Raw genomic sequence first — 14,914 nt, 5'->3', positions numbered from 1 at the left:
TGCTGACGATCAGCCAAGCTATTTAGGATTTTGTTTCTGCTGCTGGCGAACCGAATACAACGAGCAATCTACTTCTGAAATACCTTGCCGTCACATGATTTTCTCGTGACCTTGTCGCGTCATGGCCACGCGGAGGAGGCACGTTGCCGGCACCTGCGATGCCGGCAACCAACCCCCACTTACCCCCTCACTCCACCGTCACCGACTTCGCCAGATTCCGCGGCTTATCCACATCCGTTCCCCGCGCACAGGCCGTGTGATAAGCCAGCAACTGCAACGGCACCACATGCAGAATCGGCGACAAGGGCCCATAATGCTCCGGCATCCGGATCACATGCAGCCCGTCGTCATTGACGATATGCGTATCCGCATCGGCGAACACATAAAGCTCGCCCCCTCGCGCCCGCACTTCCTGCATGTTCGACTTCAGCTTCTCCAGCAGCGTGTCATTCGGCGCCACCGTCACCACCGGCATCGCCTCCGTCACCAGCGCCAGCGGCCCGTGCTTCAACTCCCCGGCCGGATACGCTTCCGCGTGGATATACGAAATCTCCTTCAGCTTCAGCGCGCCTTCCAGCGCGATCGGGTAATGCAGCCCGCGCCCGAGGAACAGCGCATTCTCCTTGCGCGAGAACTCCTCCGACCACGCGATGATCTGCGGCTCCAGCGCCAGCACGCTGTTCAGCGCCGCCGGCAGGTGCCGCAACTGGCGGATGTAGTCGGCCTCGCGCGTCGCATCCACATGCCCGCGCACCTTGCCCAGCGTCGCGGCCAGCAGGAACAGCGCCACCAGCTGCGTGGTGAAGGCCTTGGTCGAGGCCACCCCGATCTCGGTGCCGGCGCGCGTCAGGAACTGCAGCGCGGTCTGGCGCACCATCGCGCTGGTGGCGACGTTGCACACCGCCAGCGTGTGCTGGTGGCCCAGCGTCTGCGCATGCTTGAGCGCGGCCAGCGTGTCGGCGGTCTCGCCCGATTGCGAGATCACCACCACCAGCGCGCGCGGGTTCGGCACCGAGTCGCGATAGCGATACTCGCTGGCGATCTCCACCTGGGTGGGGATCTTCGCGATCGATTCGAGCCAGTACTTCGCCGTCATGCCCGAGTAGTAGCTCGTGCCGCAGGCGAGGATCAGCAGGCTGTCGATCTCCTTGAAGGTGGCCGCGGCATCGTCGCCGAACAGCGAGGGCTCGAAGGCCTCCACCGGCGGGATGGTGTCGCCGATCGCGCGCGGCTGCTCGAAGATTTCCTTCTGCATGAAGTGGCGATACGGGCCCAGCTCGACCGCGCCGCCATAGGCGCTCACCACGCGGATCTCGCGCTCGGCGCGCGCGCCGTTGCGGTCGACGATCTTCACGCCGTCCAGCGACAGCTCGCAGACGTCGCCTTCCTCGAGGAAGGTGTAGCGATCGGTGCTGCCGGCCAGCGCGAGCGCGTCGGAGGCGAGGAAGTTCTCGCCCTCGCCGAAGCCCACCACCAGCGGCGAACCCTGGCGCGCGCCCACCACCGTGTTCGGCTGGTCCTTGTGGATCACCGCGATCGCGTAGGCGCCGTGCAGTTGCGCGACGGCCTCGCGCACGGCGGCGAACAGGTCGCCGCGATAGAGGCTGTGCACCAGGTGGGCGATCACCTCGGTATCGGTCTGCGTGACGAATTGGTAACCCTTGGCGCGCAGCCCTTCGCGCAGCGCCTCGTAGTTCTCGATGATGCCGTTGTGCACCAGGGCCACCGCGTCCGAGGAGAAGATCGGGTGCGCATTGTGGGTGACCGGCGCGCCGTGCGTGGCCCAGCGCGTATGCGAGATGCCGGTCACGCCCTCGAGCTGCGTCTCGCGCACCTGGGCGTCGAGGTCGGCCACGCGGGCCACGCTGCGCGCGCGCTTGGGCGCGCCGTTCTCGAGCACGGCCACGCCGCACGAGTCGTAGCCGCGGTATTCCAGCCGGCGCAGACCTTCGATCAGCACCGGAACGATGTTACGTTGCGCAACTGCGCCGACAATGCCGCACATGGCGATCGATCCTCCGAAATGAGGAAGGCGCAACCCGTGTGCGCCTTCGAAACTGTTCTAACCCGTCGGGGCCGCTGCAGCCGCTGCAACGGCCCGCTTCCTCAGCCCTTCTTCCTGGTCGGGCGCACGTAGCCGGATTTCTCCGTCTGCGTCTTGTCGTTGAGCACCAGCTTGCCGTCGGTCACGTCCTTCCAGACGGTGGTGCCGGCCGCGATCGTCACGCCCTTGCCCACCCGCACCGGCGCGACCAGCTGCGTATCGGAGCCGACGAACACGTCGTCCTCGATCACGGTGCGGAACTTGTTCGCGCCGTCGTAGTTGCAGGTGATGGTGCCGGCGCCGATGTTCACGCGCGCGCCGATGTCGGCGTCGCCGATATAGGTGAGATGGTTGGCCTTCGAGCCGTGGCCGAGCACCGCGTTCTTGACCTCGACGAAGTTGCCCACATGGGCTTCGTCGCCGAGCGAGGCGCCGGGGCGCAGTCGCGCATAGGGGCCCACCACGGCCTGCGCGCCGACCTGGGCGCCGTCCAGGTGCGAGAACGCGTCGATGCGCGCGCCTTCGCCCACGCGGGCGTTGCGGATCACGCAGTTCGCGCCGATCGTCACGCCGTCGGCCAGCACCACCTCGCCCTCGAACACGCAGTTCACGTCGATCGAGACGTCGCGGCCGCAGGCGAGCGAGCCGCGGATGTCGATGCGCGCCGGATCGGCCAGCGTCACGCCGCCGACCAGCAGGGCCTCGGCCTGGTTGCGCTGGTGGATCCGCTCGAGCTCGGCGAGCTGCGCCTTGCTGTTCACGCCGAGCGTTTCCCATTCCTCGTCGGGTTGGGTGGTGACCACCTCGAAACCGGCCTCGATGGCCTGCTCGACCACGTCGGTCAGGTAGTACTCGCCCTGGGCGTTGTCGTTGCCGAGCGCGCCGAGCCACATCGCCAGTTGCGCGGTGGGCGTGACGACGATGCCGGTGTTGATCTCGGCGATCTTGAGCTGCTCGTGCGAGGCGTCCTTCTGCTCGACGATGCGCGTCACGCTGCCGGCGGCATCGCGCACGATGCGGCCGTAGCCGCTCGGGTCGTCGAGCGTGACGGTCAGGATCCCGTAGCGGGCGTCGGTGGCGGCCTCGGTCAGGCGCTTGAGCGTGCTCGCGCGCGTGAGCGGCACGTCGCCGTACAGCACCAGGGTCGGTTGGGCGGGGTCGAGCAAGGGCAGTGCCTGGCGCACCGCGTGGCCGGTGCCGAGCTGCTGTTCCTGCAGCGCGAACTGCACGTCGGGGGCGGCCACCGCGGCCTGCACTGCCTCGGCGCCATGGCCGACCACCACCACCAGGCGCGAGGGCGCGAGCGAGCGGGCGGTATCGATGACGTGGGAGAGGAGCGGCTTGCCGGCCAGGGGATGGAGCACTTTCGGCAGCGCGGAACGCATGCGCTTGCCGGTGCCTGCCGCCAAAATCACGATATTCATGGCGCCAGCGTGTCGGGAGAGTTCGGAGTTGCGGATTCTAGCATGCAGGGCAGTGGCAGGCGGCGCCCCCGACACTCCGATTTTCCGTGGGAAGGCCCGCGGGGCGGGCCTTCCACGAACTTGTGAGCGCTTGTTACAGGTCGTCGAACTGGACGATCGAGATCGCTTGCCCCTCGCCCTTGCCGGCACCTGCATCGGTGCCGCAAGGGTCTTCGTCGAAGGCGATGTCGCCGGCCGGATCGGCCACGCCGGTGGCGCGCAGGTCCTTGAACGGGAACAGCGTGGTGTCCATCAGGTGCGAGGGCACCACCGCCGAGAGCGCGTTGAACATGTTGTCGACCCGGCCCGGGAAGCGCTTGTCCCAGTCGCGGATCAGCGCCTTCATCTCGGCGCGCTTCAGGTTCGGCTGGCTGCCGCAGAGGTTGCAGGGGATGATCGGGAATTCACGCAGCTCGGCGTACTTCTCGAGGTCCGTCTCCTTCACGTAGGCGAGCGGGCGGATCACCACGTTGCGGCCGTCGTCGGACTGCAGCTTGGGCGGCATGCCCTTGAGCTTGCCGCCGTAGAACATGTTGAGCAGCAGGGTCTGCACGATGTCGTCGCGATGGTGGCCGAGCGCGATCTTGGTCGCGCCGAGCTCGCCCGCCACGCGGTAGAGGATGCCGCGGCGCAGCCGCGAGCACAGCGAGCAGGTGGTCTTGCCCTCGGGCACCAGCCGCTTGACGATGCTGTAGGTGTCCTGGTTCTCGATATGGAAGGGCACGCCCACCTGCCGCAGGTACTCGGGCAGCACGTGCTCGGGGAAGCCCGGCTGCTTCTGGTCGAGGTTGACGGCGACGATCTCGAAGTCGATCGGGGCGCGCTCGCGCAGGCGCAGCAGCACGTCGAGCATCGCGTAGCTGTCCTTGCCGCCCGACAGGCAGACCATCACCTTGTCGCCCTGCTCGATCATGTTGTAGTCGCCGATCGCCTGGCCGACCTGGCGCACGATGCGCTTGAACAGCTTGTTGTTCTCGTAGGCTTCCTTCTGCTCGCGGCGCGTCAGCGCGCGGCGGCCGGCTTCCACCTCGGCCTCGACGGCCTCCACGGCTTCGTGTTGTGCGGGGGTATGGGGCGCATTCATGCTCGCTCCTCGTCCTTGATGCGAAAGACCTCGACGCCCACTGCGTCGCAATCGGGGTAGGCGTCCGGTTTCTCGGTGGAGACGCGCACCGCGCGCACCGCCTGGTGCGCAAGCAGGTGCGCGGCGATCGAGTCGACCAGCGTTTCCTGCAGGTGGATATGGCCGCTCGCGATGCAATGCGCGACGGCCTGCTTCATCAGATCGTAGTCGATCACCTCGCGCAGCTTGTCCTTGAGCGGGGTGGTCAGGGCGAGCGGCACGAACACGTCGATGTTGATCACGACACGCTGTTCGCCACGCTTCTCGTGCTCGAACGCGCCGATACGCATGGAGACCTCGTGGTCACGCAGGTAGAGCCTGCGGCAGTCGGCGAGCCTGGGGTGCAGGAGGGCGGAAAACATGGTCGTTCCAGTCAAATAGGCGTGCTAACACGCGAAATGGCGCGCTCGGCGCGCCGGTCCTCAGGCTTGGCCGGCCGCGGGCGGGGCGAGATGCTCGCCGCCGTCCACGCTCAGCGTGGCGCCCGTCACGCCCGGCGCATCGGCCAGGTAGCAGGCGGCCGCCGCCAGTTCGTCGGCATGCGGGGCGCGCCCGCGCACCAGCGCCGCGACTCGCACCTTCGGCGCCAGCGCCAGCGCCTGGGCGGCCGTCGCGCGATGCAGCGCGGCCTGCGCCAGTGCATGCGAGAGCCGCTCGGGCGCGGGATGGTACAACGCGTCGTCGAGCAGGTGGATCAGCACCGCGCGTTGCGTCTCGTCCTCGCGCGCGGCCTCGGGCGTCGCCTCGGCCAGCGTGCGGCCCAGCACCACCGGCGCGGCCACGTGGCGGGCCACCGAGGCCAGCAGCGAGGCGTAGCCGGCGCTGGTGGCGTCGTCGGCCGGGGCCGGATCGCCGTGGCAGACCACGCAGCCGGGCCGGCCGAGCGCCGCGCTGCAGGCCGGCACCAGGGCGGCGGCGCCGCGCTCGCTCGACAGGTCGGCCACCAGCACGGCGGCGCGGCGGCCCAGCGCCTCGACCTCGGCGGCCAGCGCCTGGGCGGCCGGGCGGTCCGCCTCGTGGTCGACGGCCAGCGCCACCTGCCAGCCGCGGCGGGCGAAGGCGAGCGCCAGCGCGCGGCCGATCTCGCCTGGGCCGTCGGCGCGGGCGGCGCCCGTGATCAGCGCGACGCGCGCGCCGCGGTCCGGGCGGACGGTGCTGCCGACAGGCCTTGCGGCGGAATCGCTCATTTACAATGCCGGGATGAACCCGAAAGCTCACGAACCCGCTAGTTTACCCGTTCCCGGCCCGGACGCGCTCGCGCAGTCGGAAACGCTGTCCGCCTCGCTGCGCGCCGAGATCGCGGCCTCGGGCGGGTGGGTGCCGTTTTCGCGCTTCATGGAACGCGCGCTCTACGCGCCGGGCCTGGGCTACTACAGCGGCGGCGCGCGCAAGTTCGGCCGGCGCGGCGACGACGGCAGCGATTTTGTCACGGCCCCCGAGCTCTCGCCGCTGTTCGCGCAGACCCTGGCGCGGCCGCTGGCCGAGGCGCTCGAGGCCAGCGGCACGCGGCGCCTGATGGAATTCGGCGCCGGCACCGGCAAGCTGGCGGCCGGGCTGCTGGCGGCGCTCGACGCGCTGGGCGCGGCACCCGAGCGCTACGAGATCGTCGAGCTGTCGGGCGAGCTGCGCGAGCGCCAGCGTGCCACGCTGGCGGCCGAGCTGCCGGCGCCGCTGGCGAGCCGCGTGCACTGGCTCGACGCGCTGCCTGGGCGCTTCGAGGGCGTGGTGGTCGGCAACGAGGTGCTCGACGCGATGCCGGTGCGGCTGGTGCTGCGCGGCGAGACGGGCTGGCGCGAGCGCGGCGTGGCGGTCGACGCGGCGCGCGCCTTCGTGTTCGAGGATCGGCCCCTGCCGGAGTCCGCCGGAATATCGGCGTTGGCGGCGCTGGCGGCGCTCGACGCGCTCGAACTGCCGGAAGGCTATCTGACCGAAATCCACGAAGCCGCGCGCGCCTTCACGGGCACTGTCTGCCGCATGCTCGCGCGCGGCGCGGCCTTCTTCATCGACTACGGCTTCCCGGCCGGCGAGTACTACCACCCGCAACGCGCCGAGGGCACCCTGATGTGCCACTACCGGCATCGCGCGCATGGCGATCCCTTCGTCTGGCCGGGGCTGCAGGACATCACCGCGCACGTCGAGTTCTCCGGCATCCACGAGGCGGCCGTGGCGGCCGGCGCCGAGCTGCTCGGCTATACCTCGCAAGGGCGCTTCCTGCTCAATGCCGGCATCACCGAGGTGCTGGCCGACATCGACCCGGCCGACGGCGCGCGCTTCCTGCCGGCCGCCAACGCGGTGCAGAAGCTGATCGCGGAATCGGAGATGGGGGAGCTGTTCAAGGTGATCGCGTTCGGGCGCGGCATCGACGGCCGCCTCGCGGCCTTCGCGCGCGGCGAACGCTCGCACGCGCTCTAGGAGACCAGGCGCTCATGTTCCGCTGGTTGCTGGTGTCCTTCGTGGCGGTGATGGTGCTGGCGCGCAGCTGGCCCTGGCTGTCCAGGCTCGGCGTCGGGCGCCTGCCCGGCGACGTGACGATCCGGATCGGCTCGCGCGCCTATCCGTTCCCCTTCATGTCGACGCTGGTGCTGATGGCGATCATCTCGGTGATCGCGAAGCTCTGGTGACGTGATGCGTCGATCGAACCCGCGCCGCGCGCCGTCGCGGCGCGCGGCCCATCCTCCCTTCGATCAATGCGATAGCTCGCCGACGATGCGCCTGACCAGCGCTTCCGCGTCGTCGAGCGCCTCGCGCTCGCTCGCGCGGACGCTGTCCGCCTCGTACTCGGTGTTGTCGGGTGAGTCGCCGTCCGAGCGGGACAGGATCACGTAGCCGCGGAAGCGGCCCCCTTCCGCCGCGCGCGTATAGGCGTTCGCCGTATAGCCGCGGGACGTCATGCGGATGCCGTTCATGCAGGTCTCCCGGAAAGTGGGACGCTTCATCCTAGCATCGCGCGCGCGGCGCTGCCGAACCGCGGGATTGGGGGGCGAACGTGCCGGCGACGACTTGCCGGGCGGACTTGGGCGATCGGTGAAAGTGCTCGCCGGGCAAGGGATCCGGGGCGGCGGGGCGAGCTTTGGAAAGGGCCGGAAGACAGGTGGGCGTGGCGCTGTGAACGCGTCGGCGCGGGCCGGAAAGATGCCCGGGAAGCCGGGAAAGCGGCAAGCAGGCGAAACCGGCGAAACCGGCGAAACCGGCGAAACCGGCGAAACCGGCGAAACCGGCGAAACCGGCGAAACCGGCGAAACCGGCGAAACCGGCGAAACCGGGAGAGGCGACGAGCGGGGCCGGAACCTCACGGTTCCGGCCGTTCCCGCGATCAGGCAGGTGCGCCGGTTCAGCCGGCCAGCAGCGCGTTCACTTCCTCGAGCGTCGGCGCATGCGCGCCGGTATGGCGGCAGGCGGCGGCGCCGGAGGCCAGCGCGAAGGCCAGGTGTTCGGGCCAGGCACGCTGCGGCTCGGTCATCAGGCTGACCAGCAGGCCGCCGATCGAGGCGTCGCCCGCGCCCACCGTGTCGGCCACCTCGACGCGCGGCGGGCGCGCCTCGAACGTCGCGTCCCCGGCATACAGCGTGGCGGCATCCGAGCCGCGCGTGACCAGCAGCGTGGCGGCCGGATTCAGCGCGCGCAGCTCGGCGATCGCCTCGGCCTCGCCGCCGGCGAACAGGTGGCGCAGGTCCTCGTCCGACACCTTCACCAGGTCGGCGAGCTTCACCATCTTCTCCAGCGTCGGGCGATAGGCCGCCGTCATCAGGTTGCGGTAGTTCGGGTCGAAGCTGATCTTCACGCCGCGCTCGCGCAGGCTGGCGGCCAGCGCGATCAGGGTGCCGGCCAGCGGCTCGCGCACCAGGCTGATGCAGCCGAAGTGCGCCCATTGCAGCGGCGCTTCCCAGCCGGCGGGCAGCGCGGCCGGATCGAAGGCCAGGTCCGCGCTGTTCTCGCCGATGAAGAAGTAGGAGGGCGGCTGCGTCTCGTGGACGATGGCCAGCAGCGGCGGGCGATCGACGCGCTGCAGGAAGCGCATGTCGAGGCCGGCCGCCTCGCTCTCGCGCCACAGCACCTCGGAGAAGCAGTCCTGGCCGAGCGCGCCGACCGCGGCGCTGGGCACGCCCAGGCGCGCCACCGCGCGCGCCACGTTCCAGCCGGCGCCGCCGGGCACCGAGGTCCATTGCGCGGCGCCGTGGCGGACCATGTCGGTCAGGATGTCGCCGGCCGACACGAAATGCGGGAAGTTGGCGCTGCTGGTCATGCGTGTTCCTTGCGATGCGGGACCGCCTGGCCGAGCGTGCCGTCGGCGCCGGGCAGCGCGTTGAGCACTTCGTAGCAGGCCCCCATGGTGTGATAGTCGGTCTTGCCGGCGGGGCTCTTCTCGTCGCTGTACTTGCGGTTGTCGCAGGTCAGGATGCGATACCAGGCGCCATGGCGATGGTCGACGAAGTGCTGCCAGCTATAGCGCCAGATCTCGTCGTAGCAGTCCCAGAAGCGCTCGCTGCCGGTGCGCGCGCCGAGCAGGGCGGCGGCCGCGAAGGTCTCGGCCTGCACCCAGAAATACTTGTCGTGGTCGCACACCGTGTAGTCGGGGCCGAAGCCGTAGACCAGGCCGCCGTGCTCGCTGTCCCAGGCATGCGCGAAGGCGGCGTCGAACAGCTCGATCGCGCGCGGCAGCAGCCAGTCGAGCGGGCGGTGCCGCTCCAGGATCAGCAGCAGCTTGGCCCATTCGGTCTGGTGCCCGGGCTGGAAGCCCCAGGGGCGGAAGATGTTGGTGCTGTCTTCCTTGTTGTATTCCCAATCGATCGACCAGTCGGCGTGGTAGTGCTCCCACACCAGGTTCTGCGACAGCGCCGCCTGGCGCCGCGTGATGTTGGTCGCCACCAGCTCGGCGCGGTCGAGGTAGCGTACCTCGCCGGTGGCCTCGTAGGCGGCCAGCAGCGCCTCGGTGGTGTGCATGTTGGCGTTCTGGCCGCGATAGCCCGAGACCTGCCAGTCGGCGGTCGCGTCGTCCTTGTACAGGCCGCCCTCGGCATCCCAGAAATGCTTTTCCATCAACGCGAAGGTGTGCTCGACCAGCTCGCGCCCTTCCTCGACGCCGGCCATCGCCGCATGCGCGCCGGCCAGCAGCACGAAGGCCAGGCCGTAGCAGTGGCGGGTGCCGTCGCGGGTGGCGACCTTGCGGCCGTCACGCCATTCCAGCTCCCAGTCGTAGCCCTCGAGCACCGGGTCCCAATGCGCCTCGCGCAGGAAGCGCAGGCCGTGGCGCACGTAGTCGAGATGCCGGGCATCGCCGAACTGGCGATAGGCCATCGCGTAGTTGAAGACGAAGCGGCAACTGCTGACTAGGTGGCGCGTGTCGCGCTCGTAGATCGAACCGTCGTCGCGGAAGAAATGGAAGAAGCCGCCCGTCGGATCGTAGACCGTCGGCGCGTAGAAGTGCAGCGTGTGCCGCACGTGGGAAAGCAGGAAATCGGCGTCGCGAAAGTTCGCGACGGGCGGCGCCGGCAGGTCCGGCGCGGTCGGCGAGGCAGGGTTCGTCATGATGCGATTACCGGGGTGAGGGGGCGCGGCGCGAGCGCCGCCACGGAACTGCTCGCGCGCTCGATCAACCGCACGGGCAGGCGAATTTCTGTCTGGTCGGGCGCGTCGGCCAGCAGCAACTCGACGCCGCGGCGGCCCAGCGCTTCCTTGTCGACGGCCAGGGTGGTCAGCGGCGGCGCCGCGTGCGCCGCGCCGAGGATGTCGTCGAAGCCGACGAAGGCCACGTCCTCGGGCACTCGCAGCCCGCGCGCCAGGCACACGCGCATCGCCGCCAGCGCGGCCGCGTCGTTGAAGGCGAACACCGCGTCGGGGCGCGGGCCGCCCGCGTCGAGCATGCGCTCCATCGCGCGCGCGGCGCCGGTATCGGGGTCGAGGCCGGCGTCGATGGTCACTTCCAGGGAGGGATCGAACAGCAGCCCCGCCTCGAAGAAGGCACGGCGAAAGCCGAGCGCGCGCTGCGCGATGCTGTGGTGTGCCAGCGACCCGCCGATGAAGGCGATGCGCTTGCGGCCGCTCTCGAACAGGTGCCGCATTGCCTGCGAGGCGCCGGCGATGTTGTCGATGTTCACCGAGCGCAGCCCCGGCGCCCACATGTCGATCAGCACCAGCGGGCGGCCGGTGGCGGCCAGCGCGTCGATCGTCTCGGGCTCCATGAAGCCGGCCACCGCGATCGCGTCGGGCGCGTGCGGGCGCATCTGGCGCAGCACGTCGTCGGTCGGGCCCACCGTCAGCAGCGCCGGCACGATGCCGCGGTCGCGGCAGGCCTCCTCGACGCCGTGCAGCACGTGCGAGAAGAACGGCGTGGCGGCGAAGTTGTTGTGCTGGCGGTGCAGCAGGAAGGTGAGGCGGCGGATGCGCGGGCGCAGTTGCGCCGGGTCGTAGCCGAGCTGCGCGGCGACCGCGACGATGCGCTCGCGGGTGGCTTCGGACAGGCCGGGCTGGTTCTTCAGCGCGCGCGAGACGGTGCCGATCGATACGTTTGCCGCCTGGGCGACATCGCGAATGGTGGTACCCATGCTGGTCGAGCCTGAGTGTTTAGGGTAATGCGGATTGTATAGTAAAAACTTTCGAGGAAATCCGGCGGCACGGGCAAGGGAACGTCGGGAAATACCCGTAATTTCGGGGTAATTCCTGATTCATGCGGATCGACTTGTTTATTTTGTTCTCTAAACAGATTGGGGTGAGCTGAACGCGCTCGCCGCAGCGTCGGCGTCGCGCAAGGCGGGCGAGTGGAAGGGGTAAGGCATGGAGCGCCCTTCCGCGCAGGGCGGCGAGCGGGCCGGGAGAAGACGCGGCGCCAGCGCTCTCGACGTGGAGCGGCGGCGGCGTGTTTAGTCGTTCGCGCGCGGCGCGGCGGCGGCGGCGTCCGGCACGTCGGGCGCGTTCGATTGCTCGCCGTGGGCGCGCAACCAGGCGCGGCCCTCGTCGACGTCGATCAAATACAGGTGCCCCGGCTGCTGCTTGGCGCGCCGCTTGGCCAGCGCGGCCACCGAGGCGATCTCGTCGCTGCGGTAGCGGCGCGTGCCCGGCACGCGCACGCAGCCGATCGCCATTGTCACGAAGCCGAAGAAGGCCGGGTTGCCGCGCCGGTCCTCGCCGCGGATGCCGCCCGCAAGCCGGTCCGCATGCGCGTAGAAGCGCTGCGCGCCCTCGTCGAAGCGGTCGATCGCGCGTTGCGCGCGCGAGCGCCAGTCGTCGCTCTGGAACAGCACCAGGAAATCGTCGCCGCCCACGTGGCCGAGGAAGTCGCGCATCGGGTCGCAGACGTCGGCCAGCACCGCGGCGGCGAACTTGAGCACCTCGTCGCCCTGCCAGTAGCCGTATTGGTCGTTGAAGGGCTTGAACTGGTTCAGGTCGACGTAGCAGGCGTGGAAGGCCGCGTCGTTGCCGACCAGGCGCGCGATGTGCGAACTGATCGGGATGTTGCCGGGCAGGAAGGTCAGCGGGTTGGCGTAGCGGGCCGCCTCCACGCGCACCTCGGTGACCGCGCGCACCAGGCTCTCGCCGGTGCCCAGCCCGGCGTAGCGGCCATGGTCGGTGATGATGAAGCCTTCGGTGAGGTAGCGCTGGTCGTGGTTCGCCAGCAGCGCGGTGAGCTGCTCGACGGTGGTGGCATTGTCGACGATCAGCGGCGTGTCGTTGGCCAACTGCAGGCAGGCGCGCTTGCCGAACACCTCGCGGTGATAGGGCAGGGCATAACGATCCATGAAGCCGCGCCGGTTGATCAGCGCGATCGGCCGCTCGCCCTCGACTACCGCCACCGCGTGCAGGTCGGGCCGCCGCCGGAACAGCTCGAGCACCTGGTTGTTGGTGGCGTGGCTGGGCAGGGCGGGCGCCGGCACCCGCATCTTGTCGGTCACCGTCGCATTGGGGCGCGTGATGGTGGCGGTGCGCGTCACGCCGGGAAATACCGCGATATGCGGCGCGCGCAGCGCGTCGTGGGCCGGCGCGGCGGTGCGCGGGGCCGGCACCGTCGCGGGGCGGCCGAGGAAGAAACCCTGGCCGCAGTCGATGCCGAGGTCGCGCACCACGATCAGGTCGGCCGCGCATTCGATGCCCTCGGCGATCAGCCGGCTGCCGGTGGCCAGCGCGAAATGCTGCATCGCCTTGACCGCCTCGAACTTGCGCGGGTCGCTGGCGATGCCGTCGATGAAGAAGCGGTCGATCTTGACGATGTCGGGGCGCAGTCGCACCCAGGCGCTCATGCTGGCATTGGCGGTGCCGTAGTCGTCGAGCGCGAAGGCGATGCCCGAGCCGCGCAGCTCGGCCAGTGCCGCGGGCAGGCCGGGCAGGTCGCTGGCCGGATGCTGCTCGGTCAGCTCGATCACGATGCGGCTGGCCGGCAGCGCCGCGAGCACGCGCTCGCGCTGCCGCGCCAGTTGCACGATGGCGTGCGCGCTGAAGTTCACGAATAGCTGGCCGTCGGCGCCCGAGGCGGCGAAGGCCTTCTCGCAGGTGGCGGCGGCGGCTAGTTCCAGGTCGAGCGAGCAGCCTTCGCGGGCGGCCTGCGCGAACAGCGGGCCGGGCATCTCGACGGCCGAGCCGGCCGGGCCGCGCACCAGCCCCTCGTACCCGATGATCGCGCCGCCCGCGATCGCCACGATCGGCTGGAATTGCGCGCTCAGCGCGCCGGCGGCGAGCAGATCGGCGACGCGCACGAGCGCTGCGGCGGCGACGGGAACGGGCGGAGGCATGTAGTGCGAGCGGGCGACGGAACGGCCAATGTAACCACCGGCCGCCGCGTCACGGCAGTGAATTTTTTGTGACGGTCACGAAGCGCCGGGCTGCCGGCCGCCGGCTTCAGTGCGATCGACGCGCGGGCATCAAATTCTTCATGGTCATTTTATTTTTAGTCATATTTTGACTATGAAGAGCAGTGGATCGTAGGAGGATTGCGGGCCGCTTGGCGCGGCCCGCCGCGTCAGCGCTTGCCGGCGTTCAGGGCGGGCTTGCCCTGCGCTTCGCGGGCGTCGTCCAGGCTGAGATCGCGGGCGCCCCAGCGCTGCGCGAGCGCGGCGCAGACCATCAGCTGGATCTGGTGGAACAGCATCAGCGGCAGCACGATCGCGCCCACCGCGTGCGCGGCGAAGATCACCTTGGCCATCGGGATGCCGGAGGCGAGGCTCTTCTTCGAGCCGCAGAAGATGATGGTGATGCAGTCCGCGCGATTGAAGCCGAGCCGCTTGCCCACCAGGGCCGTCACGCCGAGCGCCAGCGCCAGCAGCACCACGCAGACCACCAGCAGGCCGCCCAGCGCGAGCGGCGGGATCTGGTGCCAGAGGCCCTGGTTGACCGCCTCGCTGAAGGCCACATAGACCACCAGCAGGATCGAGCCCTGGTCGACGAACTTCAGCACGCCGCGGTTGCGCTCGATCCACTTGCCGATCAGCGGGCGCAGCAACTGGCCGGCCAGGAAGGGCACCAGCAGCTGCATCACGATGCTGCCCACCGTGCTCCAGCCCGAGGCGCCCGAGCTGGCGCTCGCGCTCAGCATCACGCCCACCAGGGCAGGCGTGATGAAGATGCCCAGCAGGCTCGAGGCCGAGGCCGCGCAGACCGCGGCCGGCACGTTGCCCTTGGCGATCGAGGTGAAGGCGATCGAGGACTGCACGGTGGACGGCAGGGTGCAGAGGAACAGCACGCCGGTGTAGAGCGCCGGCGTGACCAGCGGCGTGAGCAGCGGCTTGAGCGCCAGGCCCAGCAGCGGGAACAGCGCGAAGGTGCTCAGCAGCACCACGATGTGCAGGCGCCAGTGGGTGGCGCCTGCGATCACGGCCTCGCGCGAGAGTTTCGCGCCGTGCAGGAAGAACAGCAGGCCGATCGCGATATCGGTGGCCCAGTTGGCGCCCACGGCGAACTCGCCGCGCGCGGGCAGCAGGCTGGCCAGCACCACGGTGCCGACCAGGGCCAGCGTGAAATTGTCGGGAAGGAAACGGGGTCGGGCCATCGGAATCTCGGGCTTGCGGGTCGGGAGGCGGGAAGGCGGCGACGGCGGAACACGGCCGGCCGCCGCGAGTCAGCGCGTATTGTCCGGTCAAGCCCATTCAAGAGGCAAATTCATTTCACGCATCGATTGATGAAAGCTTTGTATGGAACATCAGCCTGGGCGATATGCTTTTCCCGCTGCGTCCCCCTTTCCCAGCACAAAATCAGCGACGAAAAACCATCGCTAAACATCGCCGAAAGCGGCTTCAAATTCGTTTAAAAACTTATGGAAAATCCTGAAAAGCCCTGGAGTAACACGGTGTTACATCGGTG

13 protein-coding genes are annotated in these 14,914 nt (G+C 69.4%); 2 read left to right on the top strand and 11 right to left on the bottom strand.

Annotated elements, in window-relative coordinates; translation table 11 throughout:
* Positions 1-187: 187 nt before the first annotated feature.
* The 5 genes from glmS to FB600_RS04960 form a co-directional block, all read right to left on the bottom strand.
* Entirely contained in the window at positions 188-2,005 is a 1,818-nt protein-coding gene (gene glmS / locus FB600_RS04980; RefSeq protein ID WP_096750092.1) for a glutamine--fructose-6-phosphate transaminase (isomerizing), read from the bottom strand.
* Positions 2,006-2,106: 101 nt separating this feature from the next.
* Positions 2,107-3,468: a bifunctional UDP-N-acetylglucosamine diphosphorylase/glucosamine-1-phosphate N-acetyltransferase GlmU gene (gene glmU, locus FB600_RS04975; protein ID WP_096750093.1), complete on the bottom strand. Its 1,362-nt coding sequence runs from the start codon at positions 3,466-3,468 to the stop codon at positions 2,107-2,109.
* 133 nt (positions 3,469-3,601) lie between these two features.
* Positions 3,602-4,591: a tRNA 2-thiocytidine(32) synthetase TtcA gene (gene ttcA, locus FB600_RS04970; protein WP_013699588.1), complete on the bottom strand. Its 990-nt coding sequence runs from the start codon at positions 4,589-4,591 to the stop codon at positions 3,602-3,604.
* On the bottom strand, positions 4,588-4,992 hold the full coding sequence (locus FB600_RS04965; protein WP_145756326.1) for a dihydroneopterin aldolase: 405 nt from the start codon (positions 4,990-4,992) through the stop codon (positions 4,588-4,590). The genes ttcA and FB600_RS04965 overlap by 4 nt, the downstream gene beginning before the upstream one ends.
* Before the next feature lie 60 nt (positions 4,993-5,052).
* On the bottom strand, positions 5,053-5,817 hold the full coding sequence (locus tag FB600_RS04960; RefSeq protein WP_145756325.1) for an SDR family NAD(P)-dependent oxidoreductase: 765 nt from the start codon (positions 5,815-5,817) through the stop codon (positions 5,053-5,055).
* Positions 5,818-5,830: 13 nt separating this feature from the next.
* On the opposite strand from FB600_RS04960, the gene FB600_RS04955 reads away from it, so the two are divergent.
* Together FB600_RS04955 and FB600_RS04950 are read left to right on the top strand one after the other, a co-directional pair.
* Positions 5,831-7,042 (top strand): class I SAM-dependent methyltransferase, encoded by a 1,212-nt coding sequence (locus FB600_RS04955; protein WP_145756324.1) that lies wholly within the window; start codon positions 5,831-5,833, stop codon positions 7,040-7,042.
* A gap of 14 nt (positions 7,043-7,056) precedes the next feature.
* The gene (locus tag FB600_RS04950; protein WP_047836597.1) at positions 7,057-7,251 is read left to right on the top strand and encodes a DUF2905 domain-containing protein; all 195 of its coding nucleotides are present in this window, start codon (positions 7,057-7,059) and stop codon (positions 7,249-7,251) included.
* Positions 7,252-7,314: 63 nt separating this feature from the next.
* Here the strand turns inward: FB600_RS04950 and FB600_RS04945 are convergent, their stop codons facing one another.
* The 6 genes from FB600_RS04945 to FB600_RS04920 all read right to left on the bottom strand — a co-directional run bounded on the left by FB600_RS04945 (position 7,315) and on the right by FB600_RS04920 (position 14,603).
* Positions 7,315-7,536, bottom strand: coding sequence for a hypothetical protein (locus tag FB600_RS04945; RefSeq protein WP_013699583.1), 222 nt, complete (start codon positions 7,534-7,536; stop codon positions 7,315-7,317).
* Positions 7,537-7,961: 425 nt separating this feature from the next.
* Positions 7,962-8,873: a carbohydrate kinase family protein gene (locus FB600_RS04940; protein ID WP_047836599.1), complete on the bottom strand. Its 912-nt coding sequence runs from the start codon at positions 8,871-8,873 to the stop codon at positions 7,962-7,964.
* Positions 8,870-10,156, bottom strand: a complete 1,287-nt coding sequence (locus tag FB600_RS04935; protein WP_098153543.1) for an AGE family epimerase/isomerase — start codon at positions 10,154-10,156, stop codon at positions 8,870-8,872. The genes FB600_RS04940 and FB600_RS04935 overlap by 4 nt, the downstream gene beginning before the upstream one ends.
* Positions 10,153-11,172, bottom strand: coding sequence for a LacI family DNA-binding transcriptional regulator (locus tag FB600_RS04930; protein ID WP_096750097.1), 1,020 nt, complete (start codon positions 11,170-11,172; stop codon positions 10,153-10,155). The genes FB600_RS04935 and FB600_RS04930 overlap by 4 nt, the downstream gene beginning before the upstream one ends.
* 315 nt (positions 11,173-11,487) lie before the next feature.
* Positions 11,488-13,350 (bottom strand): EAL domain-containing protein, encoded by a 1,863-nt coding sequence (locus tag FB600_RS04925; RefSeq protein WP_145756323.1) that lies wholly within the window; start codon positions 13,348-13,350, stop codon positions 11,488-11,490.
* 227 nt (positions 13,351-13,577) lie between these two features.
* A complete protein-coding gene (locus FB600_RS04920; protein ID WP_105821501.1) occupies positions 13,578-14,603 on the bottom strand; it encodes a bile acid:sodium symporter family protein in 1,026 nt (341 codons plus the stop codon).
* Positions 14,604-14,914: the final 311 nt, after the last annotated feature.

This window comes from Burkholderia sp. SJZ089, assembly GCF_007828315.1.
Classification (GTDB): Bacteria; Pseudomonadota; Gammaproteobacteria; order Burkholderiales; family Burkholderiaceae; genus Burkholderia; species Burkholderia gladioli.
The sequence above is the reverse complement of the archived record's forward strand: the minus strand, read 5'-3'. Positions and strand labels throughout refer to the sequence as shown.

Excerpts from the sequence above, each read along its gene's own strand:
- glmU (WP_096750093.1), bottom strand. The coding sequence starts at position 3,468 with ATGAATATCGTGATTTTGGCGGCAGGCACCGGCAAGCGCATGCGTTCC.
- FB600_RS04925 (WP_145756323.1), bottom strand. The coding sequence starts at position 13,350 with ATGCCTCCGCCCGTTCCCGTCGCCGCCGCAGCGCTCGTGCGCGTCGCC.
- FB600_RS04945 (WP_013699583.1), bottom strand. The coding sequence starts at position 7,536 with ATGAACGGCATCCGCATGACGTCCCGCGGCTATACGGCGAACGCCTAT.
- ttcA (WP_013699588.1), bottom strand. The coding sequence starts at position 4,591 with ATGAATGCGCCCCATACCCCCGCACAACACGAAGCCGTGGAGGCCGTC.
- glmS (WP_096750092.1), bottom strand. The coding sequence starts at position 2,005 with ATGTGCGGCATTGTCGGCGCAGTTGCGCAACGTAACATCGTTCCGGTG.
- FB600_RS04965 (WP_145756326.1), bottom strand. The coding sequence starts at position 4,992 with ATGTTTTCCGCCCTCCTGCACCCCAGGCTCGCCGACTGCCGCAGGCTC.
- FB600_RS04940 (WP_047836599.1), bottom strand. The coding sequence starts at position 8,873 with ATGACCAGCAGCGCCAACTTCCCGCATTTCGTGTCGGCCGGCGACATC.
- FB600_RS04920 (WP_105821501.1), bottom strand. The coding sequence starts at position 14,603 with ATGGCCCGACCCCGTTTCCTTCCCGACAATTTCACGCTGGCCCTGGTC.
- FB600_RS04950 (WP_047836597.1), top strand. The coding sequence starts at position 7,057 with ATGTTCCGCTGGTTGCTGGTGTCCTTCGTGGCGGTGATGGTGCTGGCG.
- FB600_RS04935 (WP_098153543.1), bottom strand. The coding sequence starts at position 10,156 with ATGACGAACCCTGCCTCGCCGACCGCGCCGGACCTGCCGGCGCCGCCC.
- FB600_RS04930 (WP_096750097.1), bottom strand. The coding sequence starts at position 11,172 with ATGGGTACCACCATTCGCGATGTCGCCCAGGCGGCAAACGTATCGATC.
- FB600_RS04955 (WP_145756324.1), top strand. The coding sequence starts at position 5,831 with ATGAACCCGAAAGCTCACGAACCCGCTAGTTTACCCGTTCCCGGCCCG.
- FB600_RS04960 (WP_145756325.1), bottom strand. The coding sequence starts at position 5,817 with ATGAGCGATTCCGCCGCAAGGCCTGTCGGCAGCACCGTCCGCCCGGAC.